Raw genomic sequence first — 26,331 nt, 5'->3', positions numbered from 1 at the left:
GGGGGAATCCAGATGTCGTCTGTGTCGCATCACGTCCGAATGGCGCTCGTCGGCGTCGTCACTGCTGTCTTGGCCGTCGTCATGGCGACGTCGTCGCAGGCTGCGGTGCCGACCGCGCCGGCGCAGACCTGGGGGGTCAACGGGAGGGTCTCGGCCATCCTGCCGCTGCCGAGCGGCAAGGTCGTCGTCGGCGGGTCGTTCACGGCCGTGGTCGACGGCGCGGGCGCCACCCAGTTCACGGCGACCAACGTCGCCCTGTTCGACCCGGCCACCGGGCGCTTCGACCCGACCTGGCGGCCGAGTGTCAACGGCTCCGTGAACGCGCTGGCGACCGATGGCGCGCGGCTGTTCCTCGGAGGCGCGTTCACCAAGGTGGGGGGTGTCAACCGCGACAAGGTTGCGGCACTCAGCCTCAGCACCGGCGCGCTCGACTCGGCCTGGGTCGGTCCCAAGTTCGACGGCCCCGTCGACGTGATGCGCCTCAGCGCCGGAGCCCTCTTCGTGGGCGGGAACTGGAACACCGTCACCGCGGGCACGACCGCGTATGCGCAGGCGAAGGCCGCCAAGCTCGCCGCCTCGACAGGTGCCTTCGACACGGCCTTCCGGCCGACCGCCAACCCGACACCGGGCGACGTGCCCCCGAGCGGCCGGGTCTGGGCGCTGCTCGTGCTGGGCAACGGGAACGTCGTGCTCGGCGGGGACTTCGGCGACATCAACGGCGCGCCGTCCACGCGGCGGATCGCCGTCGTCAACCCAGTCACAGGGGTGCCTGTGAAGGGCTTCGCGTCCACCGCCAACAACGGCACGAGCACCGCCACGATCCTCGACCTCGCCACCGACGGGACCACGATCTACGAGGCTGTCGCAGGAGGTGGGGGTGCCTGCACCGCCGTCGACGCCACCACCGGCGCTCGCCGCTGGACCTGGCACTCCAACGGCAACGGGCAGTCGGTGCGCGTGGTGGGGTCCACCGTCTACTGCGGCGGACACTTCAGCGGGACCGGCTCGTTCGGCGGTCAGACGCGGAGCAAGATCGCCGCCGTCGACGCGGGGACCGGAACGATCCTGCCGTGGGCCCCGGTGATCAACAGTGCTCTCGGGGTGTGGTCCATGGGGTCCGACGCCACACGGCTCTACCTCGGCGGTGACTTCACCAAGGCGGGCGGGGTGTCCCAGCAGCACTTCGCGATGTGGGTCGACGGCGCCGCGGCATCGGTCCCGAGTGCGCCGGTGCTCGGTGGCAGCGCAGGCGACGGTGTCGTGCACCTGAGCTGGCAGCCTCCCTCCAGCGACGGCGGGTCGACGATCCAGCGGTACAAGCTGTGGCGCAAGCCGGCCAGCAGCACCAGCTACCCCAACGCGGCCCTCGCCACCGTCTCCACGGGGACGACGTACGACGACGCGACGGTGACCAACGGCACCGCGTACACGTACCGGGTCCTGGCGGTGAACGGGGTCGGCAGCGGTCCGTACAGCAACGAGTTCACGGTGACACCCGGGACCACGGCGCAGTCCGCTCCGTCGGCTCCCACACGCCTGGCCGCCGCGGTCGGCGGCACCACGGTCTCGCTCACCTGGACGGCACCCGCACTGGCGGGGAACCCCGCCTTCACGAGGTACGACATCTATCGCGGCACGACGTCGGGGCAGCGCAGCCTGCTCACCAGCGTGCCGGTGGGCACCACCACCTACAGCGAGTCCCTGCCACCGTCCGGCACGACCTACTTCTATGCGGTCAGGGCCGTCAACACCGTCGGCTCCAGTCCCGACTCCAACGAGGTCAGCACGGCCGGCTCTTCGAGCGGTGCGCCGACCCAGCCGACCCTGAGCGCCACGGTGCGTGCCGGCGGAGTCGACCTGTCGTGGACCGCGGGGAGCGGCGGGGGAGCCGCGGACAAGTGGGTCATCCTGCGGGACAACGTCCAGCTCACGCGGCTCACCGACCCCGCCGCCAGGGGCTATCGCGACACGACGGTCGTCTCGGGCACGACCTACACCTACAAGGTCCGGGCGGTGAACGCGGCCGGGAGCAGTCCCAACTCCAACGCCGTCACGGTCACCGTGCCCTGAGCGGTCCGGTGCGCACGTCCACTCCTCAGGCAGGGGGGAGCACGACGCCGAAGCCGGCCACGGCAAGGCGCAGCAGCACCTGGCCCGGCGCCAGCAGGTCGGCGATGCGAGCGGCGCTCAGCACCTCCAGCTCGCCGAGGCGGACGGCATACGCGTCGGGGCCGGCGAGCCGGGCCCGCTGCAGCTCTGCCGTGTTGTGCCAGACCTTCGCGCGCGCCTCGCGCAGGAAGCGCGCGGAGGCGGCGCGGTTGAGTGGGGTGAGTGTCCGGTCGAGGGCGCTCTTGCGGCCCTGTGCGCTCAGCTCGTCGTCCTCCGCGGCGACGCGCGCCGACAGCACGGCGTCGATGCGCTCATGGTCCCGGCGGCGGCGACCGAGCAGCACGGGGTCCTCGAAGTCCGCATCGGTGATGACCCGGAGGAGCGCCTGCGGCAGGTCGTAGTTGATGTGCGCGTTGATGCCGAGCAGCAGGTGGCGCAGCGGTGGCAGGTCGGCGGGGGCGCCGAAGGCGAGGCGCCACGGACGGGAGGGCCGGCATCCGGGGTCGCCGGACAGGTCGGCGTCGAGGGCGTCGAGGTAGAGGTCGGCGAAGGCGACGTCCCAGACCTGCACCCAGGCGGGGTCCTCGAACGCGCCGTACGCGAGTGCCTCACCGACCGCGCGCGTCGTCCGCTGGTAGGCGGCGAGGAAGGCCCGTCGGGAGGCGAGCTCGCGCGGCATCGTCTCCAGGGTCGACGTCATCCGGCCGAGGACGTCATCGAGCGTGCGGCCACCCACCGTTCCGGTCACGGGTTCTCCTCGTGCAGGCCCCTACGTGCTCCTATTCTGGAGCGATACCTGTGGAGGCGTCAGTCCAACGTCGTGGGCTGCCGCTGCGGGTCCGCCCCCTGGTCGAGGAGGCCGCTTGGGAGCCCGGACACCGGGGCCGAGGTCGTTCGACGCGGTGGTGGTCGCACAGCTTGAGACGCAGGCGTGGGTCGCCTACTACCGGCGCGAGTGGCCGGCCTTCCTGCGGGCGTCCGTCGGGATGGTGGCGGACGGCTTCGGCATGACCCGCCGTGACACGCTGCGTGGCGCCTGGCTCGTCCTGCGCGCCAACCAGGCGTGGGCCCCCGTCCCGGACAACGACCCGCAGCGGGCGCAGGCGCTGATGCGCCGGTTCTACTCGCTGGTGGTCGCCGACGGGGACCTGGCCTTCGACCCGCAACGGGCTGCGGCTCTGGAGGTGGGCTGGTGGCGGGCTCACCGCGAGCACCAGCACGACCGGAACGTGACGTCCGACGACCTCGTCGACGCGCTGGTGGCGCTCTACGGCTACGTCTACACCGTGGACGCGCACAGCGTGCACGCCGCCGCCACCTCCCGGGTCGAGGCGATGGACCTCTCGGACGCCTGGGTTCGCGCGGGGTGCTCACGGTCCGACCCGCTCCTGTCCGCGGAGCGACGTGCGCTGGTGGCGTCCTACTCGGCACTGCTGGACGCCGTGGAGCGTTCGAGGGTGTGACCAGCCGTGGTCCGGGCCCGTCGAGACGAGTCTCCGGCGCAGGCGTCGCAGCGGGACGACCGGGTGCTCACCGCGACGCGAGTCCTGGCCGTCGCGCTCGTGCCGATCCTCCTGACGGCGTTCGTCATCCTCTACGCCTTCCCGGGCGACACGGCGCGGCTCTTCGCCTGGACCATCAGGCCGGAGCTGACCCCGATGGTGCTGGCGTCGGCCTACCTCGGTGGCGCCTGGTTCTTCGTCCGGGTGGCGCGTGAGCGACGGTGGGCCCGGATCGGCGCCGGACTGCTTGCCGTGGCCCTCTTCGCCGCCCTGCTCGGCATCGCGACGGCCCTGCACTGGGACCGGTTCAACCACGGTCACCCCGCCTTCTGGCTCTGGGCAGCGCTCTACTTCACGGCCCCGCTCCTCGTGCTCGCCGTCTGGGTGGCCAACCAGCAGGTGGCAGCGCCGCCGCGCCCGGACGAGCTGCGCCTCCCGCCGGTGGCCCGGGCCCTGATCGCCGTCGTCGGCGCACTCGCACTCGCGCAGGGACTCCTGATGTTCGCCGCTCCCTCCGCCGTCATCCCTGACTGGCCCTGGACCCTGACCCCGCTGACGTGCCGGGTCGTGGGCGCCGTCTTCTGCCTGGGCAGCGCCGGCCTCGTCGTCCTCGTCGACAGCCGGTGGGTGCGCGTGAGCCTCATGGTCGAGGTCGAGGTGGTCATGCTGACGCTCATGCTGGTCGCAGGGCTGCGTGCGCGAGGTGACCTCCACGGCGAGCGCGCCCTGACCTGGCTCCTGCTCACCGGCCTCGTGCTCACGCTGCTGGCCTCCCTGCGTCTCTGGTGGGTCATGGCGACCGCCGACCGTGCGACCCGGTCGTGCCTCAGGGGGCCCGGCACGGGGTGACGAGGAGGTACTCCCACACCATCCGGCCCTGGCGTCCGGGGTCCGCACCGACACGAGCGGCGCGGTGTGACGGGCGGCGGCCCACGGGCGATGGCGGGTGCAGAAGAGGCGTCACCCGAGCCCCGAGTGGGTGACGCCTCTTCTTCGCTTCTTCGCGTATGCCGTCCCGGACCCGGGTGGGCCCGCTCGGTCAGCCCGGGGACCCCGGCACCGCGCCGTCCGCGGAGCTGGGAGCCGAGCTGTCGGCGGAGCCGGCAGCGGTGGAGGACTGCAGGGCCGCCGGGTCGCTGGAGCCGGGCGCATCGACGTTCTCCGGGAAGTGGCAGGCGACCAGGTGCCGCGGCGCGAGCTCGGCAAGCGGGGGCTTCACGGTGCGGCAGATCTCCTGCGCCTTCCAGCACCGGGTGTGGAAGCGGCAGGCCGGCGGCGGGTTGACCGGGCTGGGGACGTCACCCTCGAGGCGGATGCGCTCGCGCTTGGTGCGTCGCTGGGTGTCGGGGATCGGGACCGCCGACAGCAGCGCCACCGTGTACGGGTGCATCGGGCGCGTGTAGAGCTCGTCGCGGTCGGCGAGCTCTACGAGGTTGCCGAGGTACATGACGGCGACGCGGTCGGACATGTGCCGCACCACGGACAGGTCGTGGGCGATGACGACGTACGTCAGGCCGAGCTCGTCCTGGAGGTCCTCGAGCAGGTTGATGACCTGTGCCTGGATCGACACGTCGAGGGCCGAGACGGGCTCGTCGGCGATGATGAGCTTGGGCTTGAGGGCGAGCGACCGTGCGATGCCGATGCGCTGGCGCTGACCGCCGGAGAACTCGTGCGGGTAGCGGTTGTAGTGCTCGGGGTTGAGCCCGACCAGCTGCAGCAGGTCCTGCACCTCCCGCTTGATGCCGCGCTCGGTCTTGATGCCCTGCAGGTGGTAGGGCGCACCGACGATCGTGCCGACCGTGTGACGCGGGTTGAGCGAGCCGTAGGGGTCCTGGAAGATCATCTGCACATCGCGGCGCAGGGGCCGCAGCTTGCCGGTCGACCAGTGGGTGATGTCGTGGCCCTCGAGCAGGATCGTGCCCGCGGTGGGCTCGAGCAGTCGCGTGAGCATGCGGCCGGTCGTCGTCTTGCCGCAGCCGGACTCGCCGACGAGGGAGAGCGTCTCGCCCCGTGTCACGTTGAAGGTGAGGCCGTCGACCGCCTGGACGGCCCCGACCTGGCGCTGCAGCAGCCCGCGGCGGATCGGGAAGTGCTTCGTCAGGTCGGTGACCTGCAGCAGCGACTCGCCCGCCTGCTTCGAGGCGGTCGGCTTGACGTGGGTGGTGGTCACGATCGTGCTCCTGTGATGAGGACTCGGTTCGCCGGGCCCGAGGGGGCGTGGCCGGACGCGCGGTGCGACGGTGCGCGCCTCACAGCGTCGGCCTGATGTCGGTCTCCCAGATGGCCGTCTTCTCCTCGGGGCTGAGGTGGCACGCCGAGAAGTGGCCGGGATACGTCTCGGCGAAGGGCGGGCGAACCGTCTGGCTCAGCCCGTCGGTGCGGTCGGCGTAGGCGCAGCGGGGGTGGAAGGGGCACCCGGAGGGCACGTTGATCAGGCTGGGGGGAGCGCCCGGGATGGGGAGCAGCCGCTCCGTGCGCACGCGGTCCAGTCGCGGCATCGAGCCGAGCAGCCCCCAGGTGTAGGGATGCTGCGGTCGGGTGAAGACCTCGTCCGCCGAGGAGTACTCGACGGAGCGACCGGCATACATCACCATGATGTGGTCGGAGAGCTCGGCGACGACGCCGAGGTCGTGCGTGATCAGGATGACGGCGGAGTTGAACTCCGACTGCAGGTCGCGGATCAGGTCGAGGATCTGCGCCTGCACGGTCACGTCGAGCGCCGTCGTCGGCTCGTCGGCGATGAGCAGCTCCGGGTCGCACGAGAGCGCCATGGCGATCATCGCGCGCTGGCGCATACCGCCCGAGAACTGGTGCGGGTAGTCGTCCACCCGTCTCGAGGGCTGCGGGATGCCGACCCGGCCGAGCATGTCGATGGCGTGCTTGCGCGCGACCGAGGTGCTGACCTTGTTGTGGATCCGGTAGGCCTCGATGATCTGGTGGCCCACCGTGTAGAAGGGGTGCATCGCCGAGAGCGGGTCCTGGAAGATCATCGCCATCCGCTTGCCCCGCAGCGCGCGCACCTGCTCGGGCTTGGCGCCGACGAGCTCGGTGCCGTCCAGCTTGATGGAGCCGGTCATGCGGACGGTCCCAGGCTTGTGCAGCCCCATGACCGACATGCTCGTGACGCTCTTGCCCGAGCCGGACTCACCGACGATGCCCAGGGTCTTGCCGCGGGCCACGTCGAAGGAGAGCCCGTCGACAGACTTCACGAGGCCGTCGTCGGTGGGGAAGTGCACCCTCAGGTCGCGGACGGAGAGGAACGCGTCCGGACTGGGGGCCCCCATGCCGCCGATGCCGTCGAGCGTGTTGACGGACGCACTCCTTGCCCCGCGGCGCGTCCTCCCGTTCGCCTCGGTGCTGGTGCCGTTCGTCGCGGCATCGGTGTCCGCGCCGGCATCGGTGGACTCGTTGGTGGACTGGCTCATGAGGTACGCACCCTGGGGTCGACGACGGCGTAGAGGAGATCGACGATGAGACTGGCGATGATGACGAACACCGCGGCGACGAGCGTGACACCGAGGACCTTGGGCAGGTCGTTGTTGTTGATGGCCTGGACGGCGTAGTAGCCGATTCCCTGCAGCGAGAAGGTGGTCTCGGTCAGGACCGCGCCGCCGAGGAGCAGGCCCAGGTCGAGGCCGAAGATCGTCAGGATGGGCGTCAGCGCCGAGCGCAGCCCGTGCTTGGTGACGACGTCGCGCTCGGGGAGCCCCTTGGCGCGTGCGGTGCGGATGTAGTCCTCGTTCATCGTCTCGAGCATGCCGGCCCGCGTCAGGCGGGCGTAGGCCGCGGCATACAGGAAGGCGAGCGTGATCCACGGCAGGAGCATGCGGTGGACGAGGTCGAGCGGACTGGTGGCGTCCATGGGACTGGCGCCACCGGCATACGTCCACTTCAGGCCGTAGCTGAAGATGGACAGGGCCAGCAGGCCGGTGAAGAAGATCGGGAGGGACACGCCCGCCAGGGCGATGCCCATGAAGGCGCGGTCGAGGGCGGTGCCGCGCCGGAGCGCGGAGATGACGCCGATGCTGACGCCGCCGACGAGCCAGAGGACGGCGGCTCCTGCGGCGAGGATCAACGTGACGGGCAGCCGGTCGAGGATGTCGGGCAGGACGGGGTTCTGGGTGATGTACGAGTAGCCGAGGCACGGAGCGGGGCAGTGGTCGATGCCGGCGCCGGTGTTGTAGTCGGCGCCGGCGACGATGCCCTTGACGAAGCGGCCGTACTGGACCCAGATCGGGTCGGTGAAGCCGAGCCGGACCGCGGTCTCGTGGATCTGCGCCTGGCCGGCGCTCTTGCCGACGTAGCGGGACGCGAGGTCGTCCACGCTCGCCCCCCCGATGCGGGGGACGAGGAAGAAGATGGCGAAGACGACCGCGCTCACGATGGCGAGCAGCAGGACGGCGGCGAGGAGCCGGCGGATGAGGTACGTCAGCACTGGAGGGCGGCCGGCGCGGTGGGGGTGCCTGGGTGCACCCGGCGCGCTGTGCCTTCACCTACTTTCGGGGAATGGGTGGGGCTGCAAGGCCCCGGTGCCAGGCGGTGACCCGCCTGGCACCGGGGTCTGCTGGGGGTCACGGGTTGGTGACGCCCGCCGCGGCGTAGTCGTAGTACGAGTAGCCGTTGTTGACGAAGATGTTCGAGACGGTGTCGGGGCGGAACAGCAGTGCCTTGTTCCAGATGCCCGGGATCACCTGGGCGTTCTCCATGACGAGCTTGTCGATCTGGCCCCAGATGGCCTCGCGCTTGGTCTTGTCGTTCTCCGACAGGGCCTGGTCCATGAGCTTGTCGACCTCGGGCAGCTTGATGCCGAGGTTGGTGTTGCCCGCAGGACGGATGACGCGGCTGTCGACGATCTGCTGGAGGAAGCCGAAGCCGTCCGGCCAGTCGGCCCCCCAGCTCATCACCATGAGGCCGAGCTTGTTGGCCTTGGCGAAGTCCGGCTTGCCGGCGTAGAGCTTGAAGTAGTCACCCTGCGGGTAGCCCTTGAGGTTGGCCTTGATGCCGACCTTGGCGAGGGCCTGCTGCATCGACTCAGCGGCGGCCTTCTCCTTCGGGCGCTCGGGCCGGTAGGAGATGTTGGTCTCGAAGCCGTTCGGCTGGCCGCACTTGGCGAGCTCGGCCTTCGCGGAGTCGATGTCGCCCTGCGGCTTCGACTTCGCGTTGTAGAGATCCATCTCCTGGAAGCCCGGGACGACCGGGGGAAGCAGGCCGGTGGCGATGTCGGCACCGATGTTGCCGCCGTAGGCGCGCTGGTAGCCCGTCTTGTCGTAGGCGAAGATGACGGCCTTGCGGCAGTCGATGTTGTCGAACGGTGCGACGTCGCTGTTGATCTGCGTGTAGCTCGAGCGCGCGCTGACGACGTTGTCCGTCTTGGCCTTGAGGGTCGGGTCGGCGAGGATCTTGCCCTGGGCCTGGGCCTGGACGCCCGTGCCGGCGAGGTCGATGTCGAGGTCACCGGCCATGAGGCGGTTGTCGAGGTCGGTCGCGTTGACGCCGATCTCGACGGTGATCTTGTCGGGAAGCGCCCTGCGGCCGGTGTCCGGGTCGGTCTTCGGGTCGTACTGGTCGTTGCGGACCAGCTCGACGCGCTTGCCCGGCTGGTAGACCGAGAACTTGTAGGGGCCCGACGCGATGACGTGCTCCTTGTACTTCGTGCCGGTGTCCTTGGCCGCCGGGACGGGGGCCGTGGCGGGCAGCTGGGCGAAGTAGTCGAAGCCCGAGAACGGCTTGTTGAGGTGGAAGACGATCGTCTTGTCGTCGGGCGTGTCGATGGCCTTGAGGTCGTCGAGGTTCTTGTCCTTGTAGACCGAGTAGTTCGCCGGCACGTTCGCCAGGAAGTCGTTGAAGTACGTCGGGCCGTTGGGGAAGGTGTTCTTGTCGAGCTGGCGCGCGACGGCGTACTTGACGTCCTTGCTCGTGATCGGCGTGCCGTCCTCGAACTTGAGGCCGTCACGCAGGGTGTACGTCCACGTCTTGTTGTCGGCGCTCGGCTTGCCGAGGCCCGTGGCGAGGTCACCGACGAGCTGGTTGCCCTGGTCGCCCGGGGCCGCCTTGAACGCGACGAGCGTGCGGGCGTAGTTGCGCAGGAAGTCCCACGAGAGGCCGTAGTAGGTGTCACCGGTGTCGACCGAGTCCCAGTCACTGGTGATCCCGAAGCGGAGGGTCCCGCCCTTCTTGTCCGTCGGCCGGACGATCGCGTTCAGGGCCGCATTGGCGGCCGGAGCCGCACCAGCGCCACCCCCACCGCCGCTGGAGGAGGTGCCCGGGGTCTGGCTGCCGGCGCAGGCAGACAGTCCCAGGGCGAGGGCGGCCGCGGTTGCGACCGCCATCACGCGTGTGTTCTTCATGACTGGATGCGCTCCTTCTGTAACGGGATGCGGGTGCGGTGGTTACCGCGACCGCGGGTCGAGGGCGTCGCGAAGGCCGTCCCCGAAGAGGTTGAAGGCCAGCACCGTCACGAAGATCGCGAGGCCCGGCCAGAGCATGAACCACGGGTCGATCTGGTACCACTGGGCGGCGTCGGAGAGCATGCCTCCCCAGGTGGCCGTGGGGGCCTGGACACCGACACCGAGGAACGAGAGACCCGCCTCGAACAGGATGTTGCTGGGGATCAGCAACGTGGCGTAGACGAGGATCGGCGCGACGAGGTTGGGCAGCAGCTCCTTGAAGAGGATGTACGGCGTGCGCGCTCCCATGCTGCGTGCGGCGTCGACGAACTCGCGCTCGCGCAGTGACAGTGTCTGGCCGCGGATGATGCGGCCGATGTAGGGCCAGTTGAAGAAGCCGATGATGAAGATGATCACGGCGATGCGCAGCGAGTCGCCCTTGAGGCCGAACGCCTGGTCGGGCACGACGCCGGCGAGGGCCAGCGCGAACACGAGCAGCGGGAAGGCGAGGAAGACGTCCATCGTCCGGCTGATGACGGTGTCGACGGCGCCGCCGAAGTACGCGGCGACGACACCGAGGACCGTGCCGATGACGACGGAGAGAAGGGTCGCGAAGAAGGCGATGAGCAGCGAGATCCGGGCCCCGTAGACGACCCGGCTGAAGATGTCGCGGCCGTTGACCGGCTCGAGTCCGAAGAGGAAGTCCCGAGACATGCCGCCGTACGGGCCGATCGGGATCTGGGTGTTGGGGTCGATGAGCTCCTGGTGGAACTCGTTCGGCGGGTGGCCGAGCACCCCGACGATGAGTGGCGCGCAGATGGCGACGACGATGAGGAACAGCACGAAGGCGCCGCCGCCGAGGGCGACCTTGTCGCGCTTGAGGCGCGACCAGGCGATCTGGCCCAGTGAGCGCCCCTCGATGCCTTTCCCAGCCGCGAGCACCGAGTCGGGCGGTGCCGACGTCGCGCCGGGCTCGAGCTCAAGGGGAGTGCTCATCGATGCGCCACCTCCGGGTCGTGGTCGATGCCGGGGGCGCGGTTCGGCCGTCCAACATGCTGTGCAGCAGCCGCAACCTACCGCCCCCCGCAGCCGCGCGCCCCATCTTTCAGGCGCACGACACGGTCAGCAACCAACTTGGCCGAATCGTGACGCGGTGGAGATCATTGTGGAGATCTTCCGGCGATCCGGTGTCCGGAACGAGAAGTCTGCCCGCCCAGCGGCGACGCCTCAGGCGTCCGTCTCGTCGTCGAACCGGCCGAGGACCTGCTCGAGAAGGTCCTCCATGGTGACGAGGCCCAGCGGTCCGGACGGCCCGTCGACGAGGACCAGCTGCGCGTGCCGCAGCCGCATCAGCGACAGCGCGTCGAGGAGGGAGAGCCCCGCGTCGACGTGCAGGGCCGGTGTGGTGACCGTGGCCACCGGGGCGCCCGGGTGAGCCCGCACGACGTCCCGGACGTGGGCGACCCCCACCGGGATCTCGCCCTCGCGAACCACCAGCCGGGAGCGCCCGGTCTCCCTCGAGACCGCCTCCGCCTGCGCGCAGGTGGCGGTCGTGAGGACGCCGACCACCTGCGCGGAGGGCACGACGAGGTCGGCCACCGGGATGGTGTCGAGGTCGATCGCGCCGGCGAGGACGCGGTGCTCGGGCTCGGCCAGCATCCCGTGGTCCTTGGAGCTGGCGAGGAGCAGCTGCAGCTCCTTGGGGCCGTGGACCTGCCCGAGCTCGTCCTGGGGCGTGACGCCGACGATGCGCAGGCAGCCGTTGGCCAGCGCGTTGAGCAGTCGCAGGGCAGGGAGCATGACCCGGGTGAACGCACGGAAGGGCAGCGCGAGCAGCACGGCGGAGCGCTCCGGGTGGGCGATCGCCCAGGACTTCGGCGCCATCTCGCCCACGACCATGTGCAGGAACACGACGATGCCGACGGCGAGCACCACCGAGACGACGTAGGCCGCCGCGTCAGGGACACGCGCGAAGGTGAACACCGGCGTCAGCAGCTCCGCCACGGCCGGCTTGGCGAGCGACCCGAGTCCCAACGTGCAGAGCGTGATGCCGAGCTGGGCACCGGCCAGCATGAGCGAGAGCTCGCGGCTGCCGCGCACGGCGGCACGTGCCGCGGCGCTGCCGCGCTCGGCGAGGTCCTCGAGCCGGTGACGCTTGCTCGCCACGAGAGCGAACTCGGCCGCGACGAAGAAGGCGTTGAGCGCCAGGAGCAGGAGCGAGACGAGCAGGGCGGCGGTCATCGTCCGGCCCCCGTGCCGTCGTGGCCGGGCCGGTCGGTCGCGGCGAGCTCTGACGGCGAGACCTCCGGGTGGGCGAGCAGGTCGACGACGTGCACGCGCACCACCGACGGTACGTGGCGCTCCACCGCCTCGACGGTCAGCCGGACCAGGGCCTCACGGTGTCGGGGCTCATCATCCTCGTCACGCGCCTCGACGGGTGCGTCGGTCCGGCTCTCGATGCGGGCCTGGACGTCGGCCTGGTCGCCGACGACGGCCGTGCGGCCGAGCCGCTCGAGGATGAGCCCGCTGATCGTGGAGTGGGTGTCGCTGCCCGACAGGCGCAGCTCCGTGGCCGTGTCGAGCTCGTCGAGGCGCAGGTGCCCGGGGACGACCCAGGCATCGGGGCCGGCCACCACCACACCGGGTCCGGCGACGTCGTCCTCGTCGAGGATCTCCCCGACGACCTCCTCGGCGATGTCCTCGAACGTCACGATGCCGGCGAAGCCGCCGTGCTCGTCGACCACCACGGCCAGCTGGCGGTGGTCGGCGCGGATCTGCTCCAGCACGCGCGGCAGCGGAGCGCTCGTCGGGACCACCGTCGGCTCCGCGGCGACGGAGCCCACGGTCGTGCCCGGTCTGAGGTCGGGCTCCACCGAGAGGAGCTCGGCGATGCCGGCCACCCCGACGATGTCGTCGCCGTCGCGCCCGGTGACGGGGAAGCGGGACCAGCCGGTGTCGAGCAGGTCGGCCAGCTGCGAGACGGGGGCGTCGGCGCGCACCGTCGTGACGCGTACGCGTGGGGTCATGACGTCTCCCGCGTCGAGCTGGCGGAAGCGCAGGCCGCCCTCGAGCACGCCGGAGAGGTCGTCGTCGAGCAGGCCTCCGGCATGCGACTCGCCGATGATCCGGGTGAGGTCCTCGGCGGTGGCCCCCTGCTCCAGCTCCTCGACCGGCTCGATCCCCACCTTGCGCAGCAGCGCGGTCGAGGCACGGTCGAAGAGGCGCACGACGGGGCCGGCGACCGTGAGGTAGACGAGGGTCCAGCGGCTCAGGGCCCGGGCCAGCGGGACCGTGCGGGCGATCGCGTAGTTCTTGGGTGCCAGCTCGCCGAAGACCATCTGCACGACAGTGGAGAAGACGAGGACGACGGTGACCGCGATGCTGAGGCGGGCGGCATACGGCATGTCGGCGTCGAGCAGCTGTGCCAGGCCCACGCCGACGAGGGGTTCGGAGACGTAGCCGACGAGCAGGGCGGTGACGGTGATGCCGAACTGCGCGGCCGACAGGGTGAACGAGAGCTGCGAGGTCACCCGCAGCGCGCGCTCGGCGGGGGCGTCGCCCTGGCCGGCCAGCTGCTGCAGGGCATGGCGGTCGACGGCGACGTAGGCGAACTCCTGGGCCACGAAGTAGCCGGTCGCCGCGGTCAGGGCGAGGATCAGCACGATGCCCAGCCCGATGCCGAGGGCGGTGCTCACGCGGTCACCCCATTGGCGGCCGAGCGGGGTGTCGGGGACGGCCGGACGGGGTCCGGCCAGGGACTATGGCCCTCCTGTGACTCGGAACGCGAGCCGGAGCGTGAGTGCGATCGCATGAGGCGATCCTAAGTTATGCGGTGCTTTGCGCCCCTCGGCGTCCAGCCTCCTGGCTGATCTGGTGGGCGAGCTCGACGTCGAGCTGGGTGAGGCCGCCCTCGGAGTGCGTCGACAGGGTGAACGTCACGGTGCGCCACCGGATGTCGATGTCGGGGTGGTGGTCCATGGCCTCCGCGGCCGCCGCCACGTCCTGCACGAGCGCGACACCCGCCAGGAAGTCGGGCGCCTCGAACGAGGCGTGGATGCTCTCGCCCTCGCGTGCCCAGCCGGGCAGGTCGCCGAGCTGTCGCTCGATCTCCTCGTCGGTCAGTCGTCGTGCCATGGCTCCCAGTAAACCCGCCGAGGCGGCCGTATGCCCTGGGCAGGGCCGCCCGGGCACGATCGGCTCGTGCCCCCGGCTGTGGCACTATCGACGACGCCATGACCGCAGCCTCACAGCCCCGCGTCCGCCTCGTCGTCGGGGCGGCCATCGTCGACGACCTCGAGCGGCCGACCCGGCTGCTGTCGGCGCGGCGCACCGAGCCCTCGGCGCTCGCCGGCGGCTGGGAGCTGCCCGGCGGGAAGGTCGACGAGGGGGAGTCCCCGCTGTCGGCCCTGCACCGGGAGGTCCTCGAGGAGCTCGGCGTGCGCATCCGGCTCGGGACCCACGTGCCCGGCCCGCGGCCGGGCTCCACCTGGCCGCTCGGTGAGCGTTACGAGATGCTGGTGTGGCTCGCCGAGGTCGTCGAGGGCGATCCCCAGCCCATCGAGGACCACGACGAGCTGCGCTGGCTGGCACTGGACGACCTCGGTGCCGTCGGCTGGCTACCGGCCGACCTGCCCATCGTCGAAAGGCTCGAAGCCATGCTCGCGAGCCCGCCCCAGCCGTGACCGGCGACCGGTCCACCCTGATTCACCCTGATCCACCCCACGACGACGTGGTCCGAAGCACCCCGAAAACCCTGAGAGACTGTTCCTCATGCCCATGAAGACCCGCGCGGACATCCGCAACGTCGCCATCGTCGCCCACGTCGACCACGGCAAGACCACCCTCGTCGACAAGATGCTCTGGCAGTCCGGCGCGTTCGGTGAGCACCAGCACGTGGACGAGCGCGCGATGGACTCCGGCGACCTGGAGCGTGAGAAGGGCATCACGATCCTCGCCAAGAACACCGCGGTGCACTACACGGGCAAGGCCGCCGTCGACCGGGGCCTGACCGACGGCGTCACCATCAACATCATCGACACCCCGGGGCACGCGGACTTCGGTGGAGAGGTCGAGCGCGGCCTGTCCATGGTCGACGGCGTCGTGCTGCTCGTCGACGCGTCGGAGGGCCCGCTCCCGCAGACGCGATTCGTGCTGCGCAAGGCGCTCGCCGCGAAGATGCCGGTCATCCTCTGCATCAACAAGGTCGACCGCCCCGACTCGCGCATCGCCGAGGTCGTCGACGAGGCCTACGAGCTCTTCCTCGACCTCGAGGCCACGGAGGAGCAGATCGACTTCCCGATCGTCTATGCCTCCGCCAAGGCCGGCCGCGCGTCGCTCGAGCGTCCCGAGAACGGTGGCCTGCCCGCCGGCGAGGACCTCGAGGCCCTCTTCGAGACGATCCTCGAGACCATCCCGGCCCCGACGTACGACGACGAGGCCCCGCTGCAGGCGCACGTCACCAACCTCGACGCGTCGAACTTCCTCGGCCGCCTCGCCCTGCTCCGCGTCTTCAACGGCACCATCAAGAAGGGGCAGCAGGTCATGTGGTGCCGCCACGACGGCTCCCAGCAGCGCGTGAAGATCACCGAGCTGCTCATGACCGAGGCCCTCGAGCGCAAGCCGGCCGAGGAGGCCGGCCCCGGCGACATCATCGCCGTCGCCGGCATCCCCGACATCACCATCGGCGAGACCCTCGCCGATCCCGAGAACCCCGTCCCGCTGCCGCTCATCACGGTCGACGAGCCCGCGATCTCGATGACCATCGGCACCAACACGAGCCCGATGGTCGGCAAGGTCCGGGGCTCGAAGGTCACCGCCCGCATGGTCAAGGACCGCCTCGACAAGGAGCTCATCGGCAACGTGTCGCTGCGCATCCTGCCGACCGAGCGCCCCGACGCCTGGGAGGTCCAGGGCCGAGGCGAGCTCGCGCTCGCGATCCTCGTCGAGCAGATGCGCCGCGAGGGCTACGAGCTGACCGTCGGCAAGCCGCAGGTCGTCACGCGGGAGATCGACGGCAAGGTGCACGAGCCGGTCGAGCGCCTCACCATCGACACCCCCGAGGAGTTCCTCGGCCCGATCACCCAGATCATGGCCGCCCGCAAGGGCCGCATGGAGCAGATGACCAACCACGGCACCGGCTGGATCCGCATGGAGTTCCTCGTGCCGAGCCGTGGCCTCATCGGCTTCCGCACCGAGTTCCTCACCGAGACGCGCGGCACGGGCATCGCCCACCACGTGTTCGAGGACTACGAGCCGTGGTTCGGCACCATCACGACCCGCACGAGCGGCTCGCTGGTCTCCGACCGCAAGGGCGTCGTCACCTCCTACGCGATGGTCAACCTACAGGAGCGCGGCACGCTCTTCGTCGACCCGACCACCGAGGTCTACGAGGGCATGATCGTGGGCGAGAACTCCCGCGCCGACGACATGGACGTCAACATCACCAAGGAGAAGAAGCTCACCAACGTGCGTGCCTCCTCCTCGGACAACTTCGAGAAGATCGTGCCCCCGCGCAAGCTCAGCCTCGAGCAGAGCCTCGAGTTCTGCCGCGAGGACGAGTGCGTCGAGGTGACGCCCGAGTCGGTCCGCATCCGCAAGGTCGTCCTCGACGCGGGCGAGCGCGCCCGCACAGCGTCTCGCGCGCGGTCGGCGGCCAAGGCCGAAGGCTGACCGACCCGTGCCTGTCGTGGGACGGGATGCAGGTCGCGGCGTCGCGCAGAAGGTGAGGCGGTCGCTGACCGCTGCGGCCGGGGCTGCCCTGCTGGCAGCGGGCGTCGCGGCGTGCTCGTCCACGGCAGGACCCTCGTCCGCGTCGCAACCCGCGGGCACCGCCCCGCCGTCCGCGGCGGGGCAGCCCCAGCCGGGTGGCACGCTGCAGGTCCTCGTCTCCGGGGACATCGCGACGTGGGACCCCCAGCAGATGTACGTGGGCCCCGAGGCCTTCTTCGCCCAGCGCACCTTCGCGCGGGGACTGACGGCATACGGCACGGGTGCGCACCAGCGCGACATCGAGGCCGACCTCGCGACCGACACGGGCACGGCGGCCGACGGGGGCCGCACGTGGTCCTTCACCCTGCGCCCCGATGTCACCTGGCAGGACGGCTCGCCCATCACGTGCGATGACGTGCGCCACGGCGTCGCACGCACCTTCGACCGGCGCACCCACGTCAACGGCACCAACTACGCCAGCTACCTGCTGGCCATGCCCACCACGGTGACGCCCGAGGGAGTCGAGAAGCCGGTGTACGCCGGCCCGGGTGACAGGGCGCACCAGCGGGACTTCGACCGGGCCGTGTCCTGCTCCGGGCGCACCGTCACCTTCCGCCTGCGCGACGCCGAGCCCGACTTCCCGCACATCGTGGCCCTGCCGGAGTTCGCGCCGCGCAGGGCGTCCGCCGACACGAAGACCGACGGCAAGCCGTCGTATGCCGTCATGTCGAGCGGGCCCTACCGCCTCCGCGGCGCGTGGGTCGTCGGACAGGGCGGCACGTTCGTGCGCAACGAGCACTGGAACCGGCGCACCGACCCGATCCGGCAGGCCTATCCCGACACGATCCACGTCAGCACGGGGCTGGGGGACTCCGCCGTCATCCAGCGCCTGCTCAACCAGCAGGACGACGACGCGTACGCCGTCTCGTGGGTGCAGGCCAGCCCGACGCTGCGCAACCAGGCCGGCACGGCCCTCCAGGCTCGGCTGACCTTCCCCTACACGGGCAACGTCGACTACCTCGCCGTCAACATGCGCAGCAAGGTGATGGCCGACCCGGCCGTGCGCAAGGCGCTCGCCCTCTCCACCAACCGCGCCACCTACGTGACCGCGACGGGCGGCGAGGGAGCCGGCACGCCCACGTGGTCGCTCCTGTCGCCCGCGGTCGACCCCCGCTCGGTCGACGTCCCGCCCGGTGCGCGCGTCGAGGGGGACCCCGAGGCGGCTCGCCGGGTGCTCCAGCAGGCCGGCGTCAAGCTGCCCGTGCGCCTACGCGTCGTCTACGCGCGCTCCGTGCTCGGCGACAAGGCGTACGCGTCGCTGGCCGCCGGGTGGGAGCGCGCCGGCTTCGAGGTGGAGCTGACCGGCGTGGCGCCGGAGCAGTACTACGAGACGATCGAGAAGCAGACCTCGGTGGCCTCCTACGACCTGTTCCGCGGTGCTTGGACGCCCGACTGGCCCTCAGCCGGTGGGGTGCTGCCCGCCCTGTTCGACCCGCGCATCAACCTCGACTCGTCCGGCCCCGGCCAGGACGTCGGCTACTTCAGCGACGACGCCGTCGACGCGCTCTTCGACAAGGCCGACGCCACCCCCGACCCGCGGGCGCGGGCCGCCGTGTGGGCGCAGGCCGACCGGGCCATCCGCGACAAGGGCGGCTACCTCGCGCTCTCGGCGACCAAGGCGCTCTACCTGCACGGCTCGGGCGTCACCTCCTACGAGGACCACGCGGTCGGTGGCATCGTCGACGTCGCCACCGTCTCCGTGCGCTGACCTTCCCGACCCGAGAGGATCCTCGTGCCGCGCCTGCTCTTCGTGCACGCCCACCCCGACGACGAGACCCTGACCTGCGGCATCGCGATGGCCCACCACGTGGCTCACGGGGACGAGGTGCACGTCCTCACCTGCACGCTGGGTGAGGAGGGCGAGGTCATCCCGCCCGGCCTGGCACACCTGGAGGGCCACCCCGCCGACCGGCTCGGTCCCTTCCGGCACGGTGAGCTGACCCAGGCCCTGTCGCGCATCGGCGCCGTCAGCCACGTGCTGGGGGCCGACCCGGCCCGCGGGCGGCTCTCGCGCTACCGCGACTCGGGCATGGTGGGATCTCCGGCCGCGGCCCGACCCGAGGCGTTCGCCGCGGCCCACCTCGACGAGGTGGGCGGCCTCGTCGCCGACGTGGTGCGGGAGCTGGCTCCGGACGTCGTGGTCACCTACGACGAGCACGGCGGCTACGGGCACCCGGACCACATCCAGACGCACCGGGCGACGCGACGGGCCCTCCAGCTGCTCGAGGAGCCGGAGCTGCCGCGACGCACCTACGAGATCATCACACCGCTCGGCTGGGCGCGCGAGGACCGGGCGTGGCTCCGGCGCGCGGACCCGGCCCTGCTCGACCCGAGCCGGTGGTGGGGCGAGCAGGAGCTCGGCGACGGTCGGCCCGAGGCGCCGACCCTGGTCGTCCCGGCAGAGGGGGACCCGTTCGCGCCCTCGGTCGTCGACGACAACCTCGTGACCCACGTGGTCGCGGACGAGGCCGCCCGGGCCGTCAAGAACGACGCGCTGCGCGCCCACGCCACGCAGGTCATCGTGGCCAGCGAGGACGTCCACGCCCTGTCGAACCTCGTGGCCGCGCGGACCACGGCCCATGAGGGCTTCCGCCAGGTCGACCCGCGGACGTGGCAGCCGACCGGCCGGCGGGGGAGCGAGCTGCTCGACTGACGGGGCAGGCGCGCAGCTCCGGCGACACCCGGCCCCCGACGGTGGCCGCCTCTGCGGATTCGGCCACGCGAGCCGTTACCTTCGTGCCATCTGCAACCCCGCACGGAGAGCCGCATGTCCGACGACTGGCACGACGACCGCCGCGAACGGCGCTCGACCGCCGTGCGCCTGCTGGTGGCCGCCGTGGTCCTCGGCGGTGGGTATGCGGGGCTGTGCGCCTGGTCGGCGCAGCACGCGCCGGCCACGGTGTCGATCGGCGGCGTCCAGGTCGGCGGCATGACCCCCGAGGCGGCGCGGTCGGCGATCACGCGCGGGTCACGCTCCCTGCTGTCCACGCCCATCGCCCTGGCCGTGCCGGGCCGCCCCGCGCCCGTCCAGGTCGTCCCCCAGGATGCGGGCCTGAGTGTGGACGTCGACCGCTCGCTCGACGGGCTCGTCGGCTTCACGCTCGACCCGAGGGTCATCTGGGGCAAGCTCACCGGGACGGTCCGGGCGCCCCTGCTCACGAAGGCGGACGACGACGCGCTGACGGCCTACCTCGAGCGGCTGGCCCCGAGCCTGGCCGTCCCGCCGGTCGAAGGTCGGGTCTCGTTCCCGGGCGGCTCCCTGTCGGTGGACCTGCCCGAGCCCGGGCACACCCTCGACATCGCCGGCACCAAGCTGGCGCTGCGCAGGGCCTTCCCCGACTCGACCTCGGCCACTGCTGCCCTGCGCGAGACACAGCCGCGCATCGACGCCGACGCGGTTCAGCGGGTGGCCTCGCAGTTCGGCAGCACGGCGATGTCCCGGCCCCTCACCCTCGTCTCCGGCACGACGAAGGTCCTGCTCCCACCGGCCGACTACGCCCCGATGGTCTCGGTCGTCCCGGATGCGTCCGGTGGGCTGGTGCCCCGCTTCGACGGGCCGGGTCTCGCGCGGCTGGTCGCCGGCAAGGTCAAGGTGTCGACGCGGGCGGCGACCAGCGCCCGCTGGGTCTTCGAGCCGAACAACGGCAAGCCGAAGCTCGTCCCGTCGGTCGACGGCCTGGTCATCGACGAGGACGCCCTCGCCAAGCGCGTGGTGGCCGCCATCTCCGGCGACAACCGCACCGTCGACATGAGCCCGTCCGTCGCGCAGCCGCCCTTCACCACCGCGGACGCGCAGAAGGCAGGCGTCACGACGCTCGTCGCCGACTTCCGCTCGCCCTTCCCGACGAACGACCCGACCCGGACCAAGAACCTCGTCGTCGCGACCAACCGGATCAACGGCACCTACGTGCCGCCGGGCGGGACGTTCACCCTCAACGGGATCCTCGGCGAGCGCACCGAGGACAAGGGGTATGCCGACGGCACCGTCATCATCGACGGCCGCCTCACGCGGGGGACCGGTGGCGGCATCAGCCAGGTGTCCACCGTGGTCTACAACGTCGCCTACTTCGCGGGGGCGCGCTTCCTGGAGTTCAGCCCGCACGCCTTCTTCATCCCGCGCTACCCCGAGGGCCGCGAGGCCACGGTCTACTGGCCGACGATCGACAACAAGTGGAAGAACGACACCCCGCACGGGATGCTGCTGCAGACCTGGGTCGAGGCTGGGTTCGTCCACGGGCGGATGTGGAGCACCAAGACCTGGGACATCACGTCGGTCAAGGGGCCGCGGCGAGACGTCGTGCCGCCCAAGACGATTCGCAGCAACAGCCTGAAGTGCTACCCGCAGCAGCCCAACCCGGGCTTCGACGTGACGGTGACCCGTGAGTGGCGCCGCCCCGGGTCGCCGGAGCCGGTCAGGAGCGAGCCGGTGACCACGCACTACGTGCCGGAGGACCACATCGTCTGCACCAACCCCAGGGCGACGCCGCCGTGACCGCGCCTCATGAGGCCGGGCGCACCAGGTAGGTGTACTCGTGGTGCACCGCGAAGCCGAGGCTCTCCCAGAAGGCCACGCCCTCGCCGTTGTCGGCGGAGACCTGCAGGTAGATGGCGGGCATGTTGTTCTCCCGCGCGACCATGGCGACCGCTGACACCAGCGTCGAGCCCAGACCTTCGTGACGGTGGTCCGGGTGGACCCAGAGGCCGAAGATGCCGGCCCATCCGGGGTGGATCGCCATGCGCGCCAGCGCGGTGATCCGGCCGCTGCCGGGATCGCGGGCCGAGAGGAAGAGCTGTCCCTCGCTACCCGTCAGGACGGCCTCCGTCGCGCCGGGGACGATCGAGCGCTGCTCGCCGTAGGCCATGAGCCAGTCGAGCTGCAGCTCGGCGTCCGCCGTGACGGGGACCGACTCCTCCGTGAGCGGTGGCACGGCGGCCGACAGCCCGGTCATGACGAGCACCCGCTCCCACTGCGCACGGCCGCCGCCCGGGGTGTAGCCGCGGTCGAGCAGGGCGGCGCCGGTGGGGTCGGAGGAGATCTCGAACCCGGGACGCCCGTGGACCTGGAACATCGCCGGGAGCCCGCGCTCGGCGTACCACCGCTCGACGAATTCGATCGCCTTGACGAGCGGCAGGCTCGGGTCGCCGACGACCAGGGCGGAGTTGGCCCGACCGGTGAACCCCTCGGAGGCCCGCAGCACCCAGTCGCCGAGGCCGCCGCGGTCGAGCGCCTGCCAGCCCTTGGCCATCAGCTTCTCGAGGTCGTCGGCCGAGACCCGCTCGTGCGCCCGGCCCGGGCGGCTCGCCGGGGGAGGCACGTCCTTGGCCGCGATGATGTCGGCCCGGATGAGCTTGACCCGCTCGATCTTGGTGTCGACGACGAGGAAGTCGTCGTTGCGGGCGACGAGCTCGCCCAGGAAGTCGGTGGCGGAGGCCTCGGCGCCCTCGAGCCGGTAGCGCACCACGACCCGGCTGCCGACGGTGAGCCCGGCGCTGACGCGGTGGCCCTCGGTGTCCTGCGCACTGGTGGCGCCGCCGTCCGAAGGGGCGCCGGGACGGCTGTCCCCGGCGGCGTGCGACGTGCCCGTCGAGGCCGTCTCGTCCGCGGGGCCGTGCGTGGGATCGCCAGTCATGTCTGGAATACTAGGAGGTGCAGCATCCGCTCCCGAACGGTCCACAGCAGGAGGCCCGCTACCCATGACCTACGTCATCGCCCAGCCATGCGTCGACCTGAAGGACCGCGCCTGCATCGAGGAGTGTCCGGTCGACTGCATCTACGAGGGCAAGCGGTCGCTCTACATCCACCCCGACGAGTGCGTCGACTGTGGCGCCTGCGAGCCGGTCTGCCCGGTCGAGGCGATCTACTACGAGGACGACGTCCCCGAGCAGTGGGCCGACTACTACAACGCCAACGTCGAGTTCTTCAACGACCTCGGCAGCCCCGGCGGCGCCGCCAAGCTCGGCGTCATCGACAAGGACCACCCGCTCATCGCGGCCCTGCCGCCGCAGGTCCACGACGAGTGATCACCCCGCTCGACCTTCCTGACTTCCCCTGGGACTCGCTCGCGCCCTACAAGGCGCGAGCGGTCGCGCATCCGGAGGGCATCGTCGACCTGTCGGTCGGCACCCCCGTCGACCCGACGCCCGAGCTCGTACGCCGTGCTCTGGCCGAGGCGGCCGACGCCCCCGGCTACCCGCTGACCGTCGGCACCACCGACCTGCGCACCGCCATCTGCGAGTGGTTCGAGCGCCGTCGGGGCGTGCCGGGGCTCGGCCTCGACGCCGTCCTGCCGACGGTCGGCAGCAAGGAGCTCGTCGCCTGGCTGCCGACGCTCCTCGGCCTCGGGGCCGGCGACGTCGTCGGCATCCCTGCCGTCGCCTACCCGACGTACGACATCGGAGCCCGCATCGCCGGTGCGAGCAGCGTCGTCGCGCAGTCGCTGACGGGCCTGGGGCCGCTGACCGCCTCGACCACGCCGAAGCTGCTGTGGCTCAACAGCCCCGGCAACCCCCACGGCCAGGTCCTCGGCGTCGAGCACCTGCGCAAGGTCGTCGAATGGGCCCGCCGACACGGCGTCGTCGTGGCCAGCGACGAGTGCTACGCCGAGCTCGACTGGCGCGAGGGCCAGTTCGGCACGTCGACCCCGAGCATCCTGCACCCCGACGTCTGCGACGGCTCCCACGAGGGCCTGCTCGCCGTCTACTCGCTCTCCAAGCAGTCCAACCTCGCCGGCTACCGCGCCGCCTTCGTCGCCGGCGACCCGACGCTCGTCGCCGCCATCCTCGCGGTGCGCAAGCACGCCGGGATGATCATGCCGACCCCGGTCCAGCACGCCATGGCGGTCGCCCTGCGCGACGACACGCACGTCGCGACGCAGCGGACGGCATACGCCCGCAGGCGAGAGCAGCTGCTCGCCGCGGTCACGCGCGCGGGACTGCGGGTCGACCACTCCGAAGCCGGGCTCTACCTGTGGGCCACGCGCGGGGAGGACTGCTGGACAACGGTGTCCGAGCTCGCCGACCGCGGCATCCTCGTCGCGCCGGGCTCGTTCTACGGCGCCGCGGGGCAGCGGCACGTGCGCATTGCCCTCACCGCGACCGACGAGCGCATCGCGGCGGCCTGCACCCGGCTCTGAGCGCGAGAGGGCGACGTCCGGGCTCGCGGGCGCCGGTCAGGTGCCTCCGGAGGACCTGTTTTCTTGCTGGACAGACGCTGGGGTAACGTCGCTCGCGGATATGTCCGGCGACGTTTGTGCCGGAGCTACAGGAGGCGAGGAACAGTGACGAAGGCAGTGGACGCGACGCTCAGGGTCGCAGACAAGGAACTCACCCTCCCGGGTGTCGAGGCAGTCGAGGGAAACGACGGGCTCGGGGTGGGGTCCCTGCTGAAGGAGACCGGCCTCGTCACCTACGACGTCGGCTTCGTCAACACCGCCTCGTGCAAGAGCGCGATCACCTACATCGACGGCGACCAGGGCATCCTGCGCTACCGCGGCTACCCGATCGCGGAGCTGGCCGAGAAGTCGACGTTCGTCGAGGTCGCCTACCTGCTCATCTACGGCGAGCTGCCGACCCCCGAGGAGCTCACGCGCTTCGAGGACTCCATCCGCCGGCACACGATGCTGCACGAGGACCTCCGCGCCTTCTTCAACGGCTTCCCGCGCGACGCGCACCCGATGCCGGTGCTCAGCTCGGCCGTCTCGGCGCTCGGCACGTTCTACCAGGACAGCCTCGACCCCTTCGACCAGGAGCAGGTCGAGATCTCCACCGTCCGTCTCCTCGCCAAGCTGCCGACCATCGCGGCGATGGCGCACAAGAAGAGCGTCGGCCAGCCGTACATGTACCCCGACAACTCGCTGTCGTTCGTCGAGAACTTCCTCCGGATGACGTTCGGCTACCCGGTCGAGCCCTACGAGGTCGACCCGACCGTCGCCAAGGCCCTCGACCTGCTGTTCATCCTGCACGCCGACCACGAGCAGAACTGCTCGACCTCGACGGTGCGCCTCGTCGGCTCGGCCCACGCCAACCTCTTCAACTCGGTCTCGGCCGGCATCCACGCCCTGTCGGGCCCGCTGCACGGCGGCGCCAACCAGGCCGTCCTCGAGATGCTCGGCAAGCTCCACGCCTCGGGGGACGACCCGAAGAAGTTCATGGAGAAGGTCAAGAACAAGGAGGACGGTGTCCGCCTGATGGGCTTCGGACACCGCGTCTACAAGAACTACGACCCGCGCGCGGCCATCATCAAGAAGGCCGCCGACGACATCCTGGAGAAGCTCGGCCAGAACGACCCCCTGCTCGAGATCGCCAAGGGCCTCGAGGAGATCGCGCTGGCCGACGACTACTTCGTCGAGCGCAAGCTCTACCCGAACGTCGACTTCTACACCGGCCTGATCTACAAGGCCATGGGCTTCGAGTCGAAGATGTTCACCGTGCTCTTCGCCATCGGCCGTCTCCCCGGCTGGATCGCCCAGTGGCGCGAGATGATGCACGACCCGGAGACGAAGATCGGCCGTCCGCGCCAGATCTACACCGGCGAGCGCGAGCGCAGCTACCCGGCCTGACGCCGGCCTCGACAGCCTCGCGAGTCACATCGCCTCGGCCCGTCCCGCACAGCGGGGCGGGCCGTTCGCGTGTCCGCGCCCTCGCGCGTGGGCCATCCGGCTCAGCCCAGGCTGACGGTGACCGTCGTCCCGTCACGCCCGGACGACCAGCCCTGGTCCCCGGACGAGCGCTGCCAGGCCCGGTCGCCGACCGTGACCTTGGTGGCGCCGTAGAGGTCGGCGCGCGCCACGGTCCACTGCGCCACCGCCCAGGCCGCGGTCGTGGAGGGGGCCGTCACGGTGAGGAAACCGTCCCCGGAGCGGACGGTGCTGACGCCCATCTGGTCGGCCAGCTCGCGGGCGACCCGCTGCGGTGTCGCGGCGCCCTTCACGGCGTCGAGCCGGCAGGTGAGCCCTGCGGGGGAGTGCCCGGTGAGCGTCGACGCCAGCACCCGGCCCTGTCCCTCGTGGTCGCGGTAGGCCTCGGGGTAGCCGCTCTTCTGGACCTGCTGGGCGATCGTGGTGATGTCGGCCGTCGCGTAGCCCGGGTACCTCGTCAGCGCGTCGTAGAACGCGTTGGACGCGTGGACGGGGTCGAGGATCTGCGCCGCGGTGCCCCAGCCCTGGCTCGGCCGCTGCTGGAACAGACCCAGCGAGTCCCGGTCGCCGAAGCGCAGGTTGCGGATCTTCGACTCCTGGAAGGCGGTCGTCAGGGCGATCGTGGCCGCTCGCGGCGGCAGGTTGCGCTTGACCGACAGGGCTGCGATGAGGGCGGCGTTGGCCGTCTGCTCCGGATCGAAGGTCTCCTTCATGCCGGCCGCGGAGATCGTGCACTGCGGGCTGACGACGCTCCGGACGAGCGCGCGCGCCCCGAACCAGCCCCCGGTCACGACGACTGCGAGCACGAGCAGGAGGGCCAGCCTGCGACGTCGACGACGCACGTCCACTCGCTGTCGCGAGCGGGCAGCCGCCGTGCCGGGGCGCTTGGTGGGCATGAGGTCCTTCGGGGTCGCCGGCTCTGGTCTGAAC

Annotated in this window: 22 protein-coding genes; 11 read left to right on the top strand and 11 right to left on the bottom strand. The window is 71.1% G+C overall.

Annotated elements, in window-relative coordinates; translation table 11 throughout:
* Positions 1-39 precede the first annotated feature (39 nt).
* Positions 40-2,070 (top strand): fibronectin type III domain-containing protein, encoded by a 2,031-nt coding sequence (locus tag LQK93_RS03895; RefSeq protein ID WP_374970259.1) that lies wholly within the window; start codon positions 40-42, stop codon positions 2,068-2,070.
* A 25-nt stretch (positions 2,071-2,095) separates the two neighbouring features.
* Here LQK93_RS03895 and LQK93_RS03890 read toward each other — a convergent pair whose 3' ends face one another.
* Complete coding sequence (locus tag LQK93_RS03890; protein ID WP_374970258.1) at positions 2,096-2,857, bottom strand: DUF5995 family protein; 762 nt, start codon at positions 2,855-2,857, stop codon at positions 2,096-2,098.
* Positions 2,858-2,972: 115 nt separating this feature from the next.
* On the opposite strand from LQK93_RS03890, the gene LQK93_RS03885 reads away from it, so the two are divergent.
* Positions 2,973-3,572 carry a hypothetical protein gene (locus LQK93_RS03885; protein ID WP_374970257.1) on the top strand — a complete coding sequence of 200 codons (600 nt, stop codon included), beginning with the start codon at positions 2,973-2,975 and terminating at the stop codon, positions 3,570-3,572.
* Between the two features lie 6 nt (positions 3,573-3,578).
* On the top strand, positions 3,579-4,460 hold the full coding sequence (locus LQK93_RS03880) for a hypothetical protein (protein WP_374970256.1): 882 nt from the start codon (positions 3,579-3,581) through the stop codon (positions 4,458-4,460).
* A gap of 190 nt (positions 4,461-4,650) precedes the next feature.
* Here LQK93_RS03880 and LQK93_RS03875 read toward each other — a convergent pair whose 3' ends face one another.
* The 8 genes from LQK93_RS03875 to LQK93_RS03840 all read right to left on the bottom strand — a co-directional run bounded on the left by LQK93_RS03875 (position 4,651) and on the right by LQK93_RS03840 (position 14,131).
* Positions 4,651-5,784, bottom strand: a complete 1,134-nt coding sequence (locus LQK93_RS03875) for an ABC transporter ATP-binding protein (protein ID WP_374971445.1) — start codon at positions 5,782-5,784, stop codon at positions 4,651-4,653.
* A gap of 76 nt (positions 5,785-5,860) precedes the next feature.
* Positions 5,861-7,036, bottom strand: coding sequence for an ABC transporter ATP-binding protein (locus LQK93_RS03870; RefSeq protein ID WP_374970255.1), 1,176 nt, complete (start codon positions 7,034-7,036; stop codon positions 5,861-5,863).
* Positions 7,033-8,046 (bottom strand): ABC transporter permease, encoded by a 1,014-nt coding sequence (locus LQK93_RS03865; RefSeq protein WP_374970254.1) that lies wholly within the window; start codon positions 8,044-8,046, stop codon positions 7,033-7,035. The genes LQK93_RS03870 and LQK93_RS03865 overlap by 4 nt, the downstream gene beginning before the upstream one ends.
* Positions 8,047-8,182: 136 nt before the next feature.
* The gene (locus LQK93_RS03860) at positions 8,183-9,958 is read right to left on the bottom strand and encodes an ABC transporter substrate-binding protein (protein ID WP_374970253.1); all 1,776 of its coding nucleotides are present in this window, start codon (positions 9,956-9,958) and stop codon (positions 8,183-8,185) included.
* Between the two features lie 42 nt (positions 9,959-10,000).
* Positions 10,001-10,993: an ABC transporter permease gene (locus LQK93_RS03855; RefSeq protein WP_374970252.1), complete on the bottom strand. Its 993-nt coding sequence runs from the start codon at positions 10,991-10,993 to the stop codon at positions 10,001-10,003.
* Positions 10,994-11,224: 231 nt separating this feature from the next.
* Positions 11,225-12,238, bottom strand: a complete 1,014-nt coding sequence (locus LQK93_RS03850; RefSeq protein ID WP_374970251.1) for a hemolysin family protein — start codon at positions 12,236-12,238, stop codon at positions 11,225-11,227.
* A complete protein-coding gene (locus tag LQK93_RS03845; protein ID WP_374970250.1) occupies positions 12,235-13,692 on the bottom strand; it encodes a hemolysin family protein in 1,458 nt (485 codons plus the stop codon). Before LQK93_RS03845 ends, LQK93_RS03850 begins: the two co-directional genes overlap by 4 nt.
* 130 nt (positions 13,693-13,822) lie before the next feature.
* Positions 13,823-14,131: a 4a-hydroxytetrahydrobiopterin dehydratase gene (locus tag LQK93_RS03840; RefSeq protein ID WP_374970249.1), complete on the bottom strand. Its 309-nt coding sequence runs from the start codon at positions 14,129-14,131 to the stop codon at positions 13,823-13,825.
* Between the two features lie 98 nt (positions 14,132-14,229).
* On the opposite strand from LQK93_RS03840, the gene LQK93_RS03835 reads away from it, so the two are divergent.
* The 5 genes from LQK93_RS03835 to LQK93_RS03815 all read left to right on the top strand — a co-directional run bounded on the left by LQK93_RS03835 (position 14,230) and on the right by LQK93_RS03815 (position 21,257).
* Complete coding sequence (locus LQK93_RS03835) at positions 14,230-14,679, top strand: (deoxy)nucleoside triphosphate pyrophosphohydrolase (protein WP_374970248.1); 450 nt, start codon at positions 14,230-14,232, stop codon at positions 14,677-14,679.
* Between the two features lie 88 nt (positions 14,680-14,767).
* Complete coding sequence (typA, locus tag LQK93_RS03830; RefSeq protein WP_374970247.1) at positions 14,768-16,666, top strand: translational GTPase TypA; 1,899 nt, start codon at positions 14,768-14,770, stop codon at positions 16,664-16,666.
* A 7-nt stretch (positions 16,667-16,673) separates the two neighbouring features.
* Positions 16,674-18,473 carry an ABC transporter substrate-binding protein gene (locus LQK93_RS03825; protein WP_374970246.1) on the top strand — a complete coding sequence of 600 codons (1,800 nt, stop codon included), beginning with the start codon at positions 16,674-16,676 and terminating at the stop codon, positions 18,471-18,473.
* Between the two features lie 24 nt (positions 18,474-18,497).
* Positions 18,498-19,418: an N-acetyl-1-D-myo-inositol-2-amino-2-deoxy-alpha-D-glucopyranoside deacetylase gene (gene mshB / locus LQK93_RS03820; protein ID WP_374970245.1), complete on the top strand. Its 921-nt coding sequence runs from the start codon at positions 18,498-18,500 to the stop codon at positions 19,416-19,418.
* A 114-nt stretch (positions 19,419-19,532) separates the two neighbouring features.
* Positions 19,533-21,257 (top strand): VanW family protein, encoded by a 1,725-nt coding sequence (locus LQK93_RS03815; protein WP_374970244.1) that lies wholly within the window; start codon positions 19,533-19,535, stop codon positions 21,255-21,257.
* Positions 21,258-21,264: 7 nt separating this feature from the next.
* Here the strand turns inward: LQK93_RS03815 and LQK93_RS03810 are convergent, their stop codons facing one another.
* Positions 21,265-22,395, bottom strand: a complete 1,131-nt coding sequence (locus LQK93_RS03810; protein WP_374970243.1) for a GNAT family N-acetyltransferase — start codon at positions 22,393-22,395, stop codon at positions 21,265-21,267.
* A gap of 64 nt (positions 22,396-22,459) precedes the next feature.
* Here LQK93_RS03810 and fdxA point away from each other — a divergent pair, with 64 nt between their 5' ends.
* From fdxA to LQK93_RS03795, 3 genes are all read left to right on the top strand, one after another.
* The gene (fdxA, locus tag LQK93_RS03805) at positions 22,460-22,786 is read left to right on the top strand and encodes a ferredoxin (protein ID WP_374970242.1); all 327 of its coding nucleotides are present in this window, start codon (positions 22,460-22,462) and stop codon (positions 22,784-22,786) included.
* Positions 22,783-23,898: a succinyldiaminopimelate transaminase gene (gene dapC, locus LQK93_RS03800; protein WP_374970241.1), complete on the top strand. Its 1,116-nt coding sequence runs from the start codon at positions 22,783-22,785 to the stop codon at positions 23,896-23,898. Before fdxA ends, dapC begins: the two co-directional genes overlap by 4 nt.
* A gap of 144 nt (positions 23,899-24,042) precedes the next feature.
* Entirely contained in the window at positions 24,043-25,323 is a 1,281-nt protein-coding gene (locus LQK93_RS03795; RefSeq protein WP_374970240.1) for a citrate synthase, read from the top strand.
* Positions 25,324-25,424: 101 nt separating this feature from the next.
* On the opposite strand, the gene LQK93_RS03790 is transcribed toward LQK93_RS03795, so the two are convergent.
* Positions 25,425-26,297 (bottom strand): hypothetical protein, encoded by an 873-nt coding sequence (locus LQK93_RS03790; RefSeq protein WP_374970239.1) that lies wholly within the window; start codon positions 26,295-26,297, stop codon positions 25,425-25,427.
* Positions 26,298-26,331: the final 34 nt, after the last annotated feature.

The sequence above is a fragment of the Terrabacter sp. BE26 genome (assembly GCF_041941675.1).
GTDB lineage: Bacteria > Actinomycetota > Actinomycetes > Actinomycetales > Dermatophilaceae > Terrabacter.
Note: the sequence above shows the minus strand (reverse complement) of the source record. Positions and strands in the feature narration are given on the sequence as shown.

Coding starts and splice junctions, on each gene's coding strand:
- LQK93_RS03895 (WP_374970259.1), top strand. CDS start 40: ATGGCGCTCGTCGGCGTCGTCACTGCTGTCTTGGCCGTCGTCATGGCG.
- LQK93_RS03870 (WP_374970255.1), bottom strand. CDS start 7,036: ATGAGCCAGTCCACCAACGAGTCCACCGATGCCGGCGCGGACACCGAT.
- LQK93_RS03860 (WP_374970253.1), bottom strand. CDS start 9,958: ATGAAGAACACACGCGTGATGGCGGTCGCAACCGCGGCCGCCCTCGCC.
- LQK93_RS03855 (WP_374970252.1), bottom strand. CDS start 10,993: ATGAGCACTCCCCTTGAGCTCGAGCCCGGCGCGACGTCGGCACCGCCC.
- LQK93_RS03850 (WP_374970251.1), bottom strand. CDS start 12,238: ATGACCGCCGCCCTGCTCGTCTCGCTCCTGCTCCTGGCGCTCAACGCC.
- LQK93_RS03840 (WP_374970249.1), bottom strand. CDS start 14,131: ATGGCACGACGACTGACCGACGAGGAGATCGAGCGACAGCTCGGCGAC.
- LQK93_RS03835 (WP_374970248.1), top strand. CDS start 14,230: ATGACCGCAGCCTCACAGCCCCGCGTCCGCCTCGTCGTCGGGGCGGCC.
- typA (WP_374970247.1), top strand. CDS start 14,768: ATGCCCATGAAGACCCGCGCGGACATCCGCAACGTCGCCATCGTCGCC.
- LQK93_RS03815 (WP_374970244.1), top strand. CDS start 19,533: ATGTCCGACGACTGGCACGACGACCGCCGCGAACGGCGCTCGACCGCC.
- LQK93_RS03810 (WP_374970243.1), bottom strand. CDS start 22,395: ATGACTGGCGATCCCACGCACGGCCCCGCGGACGAGACGGCCTCGACG.
- fdxA (WP_374970242.1), top strand. CDS start 22,460: ATGACCTACGTCATCGCCCAGCCATGCGTCGACCTGAAGGACCGCGCC.
- LQK93_RS03790 (WP_374970239.1), bottom strand. CDS start 26,297: ATGCCCACCAAGCGCCCCGGCACGGCGGCTGCCCGCTCGCGACAGCGA.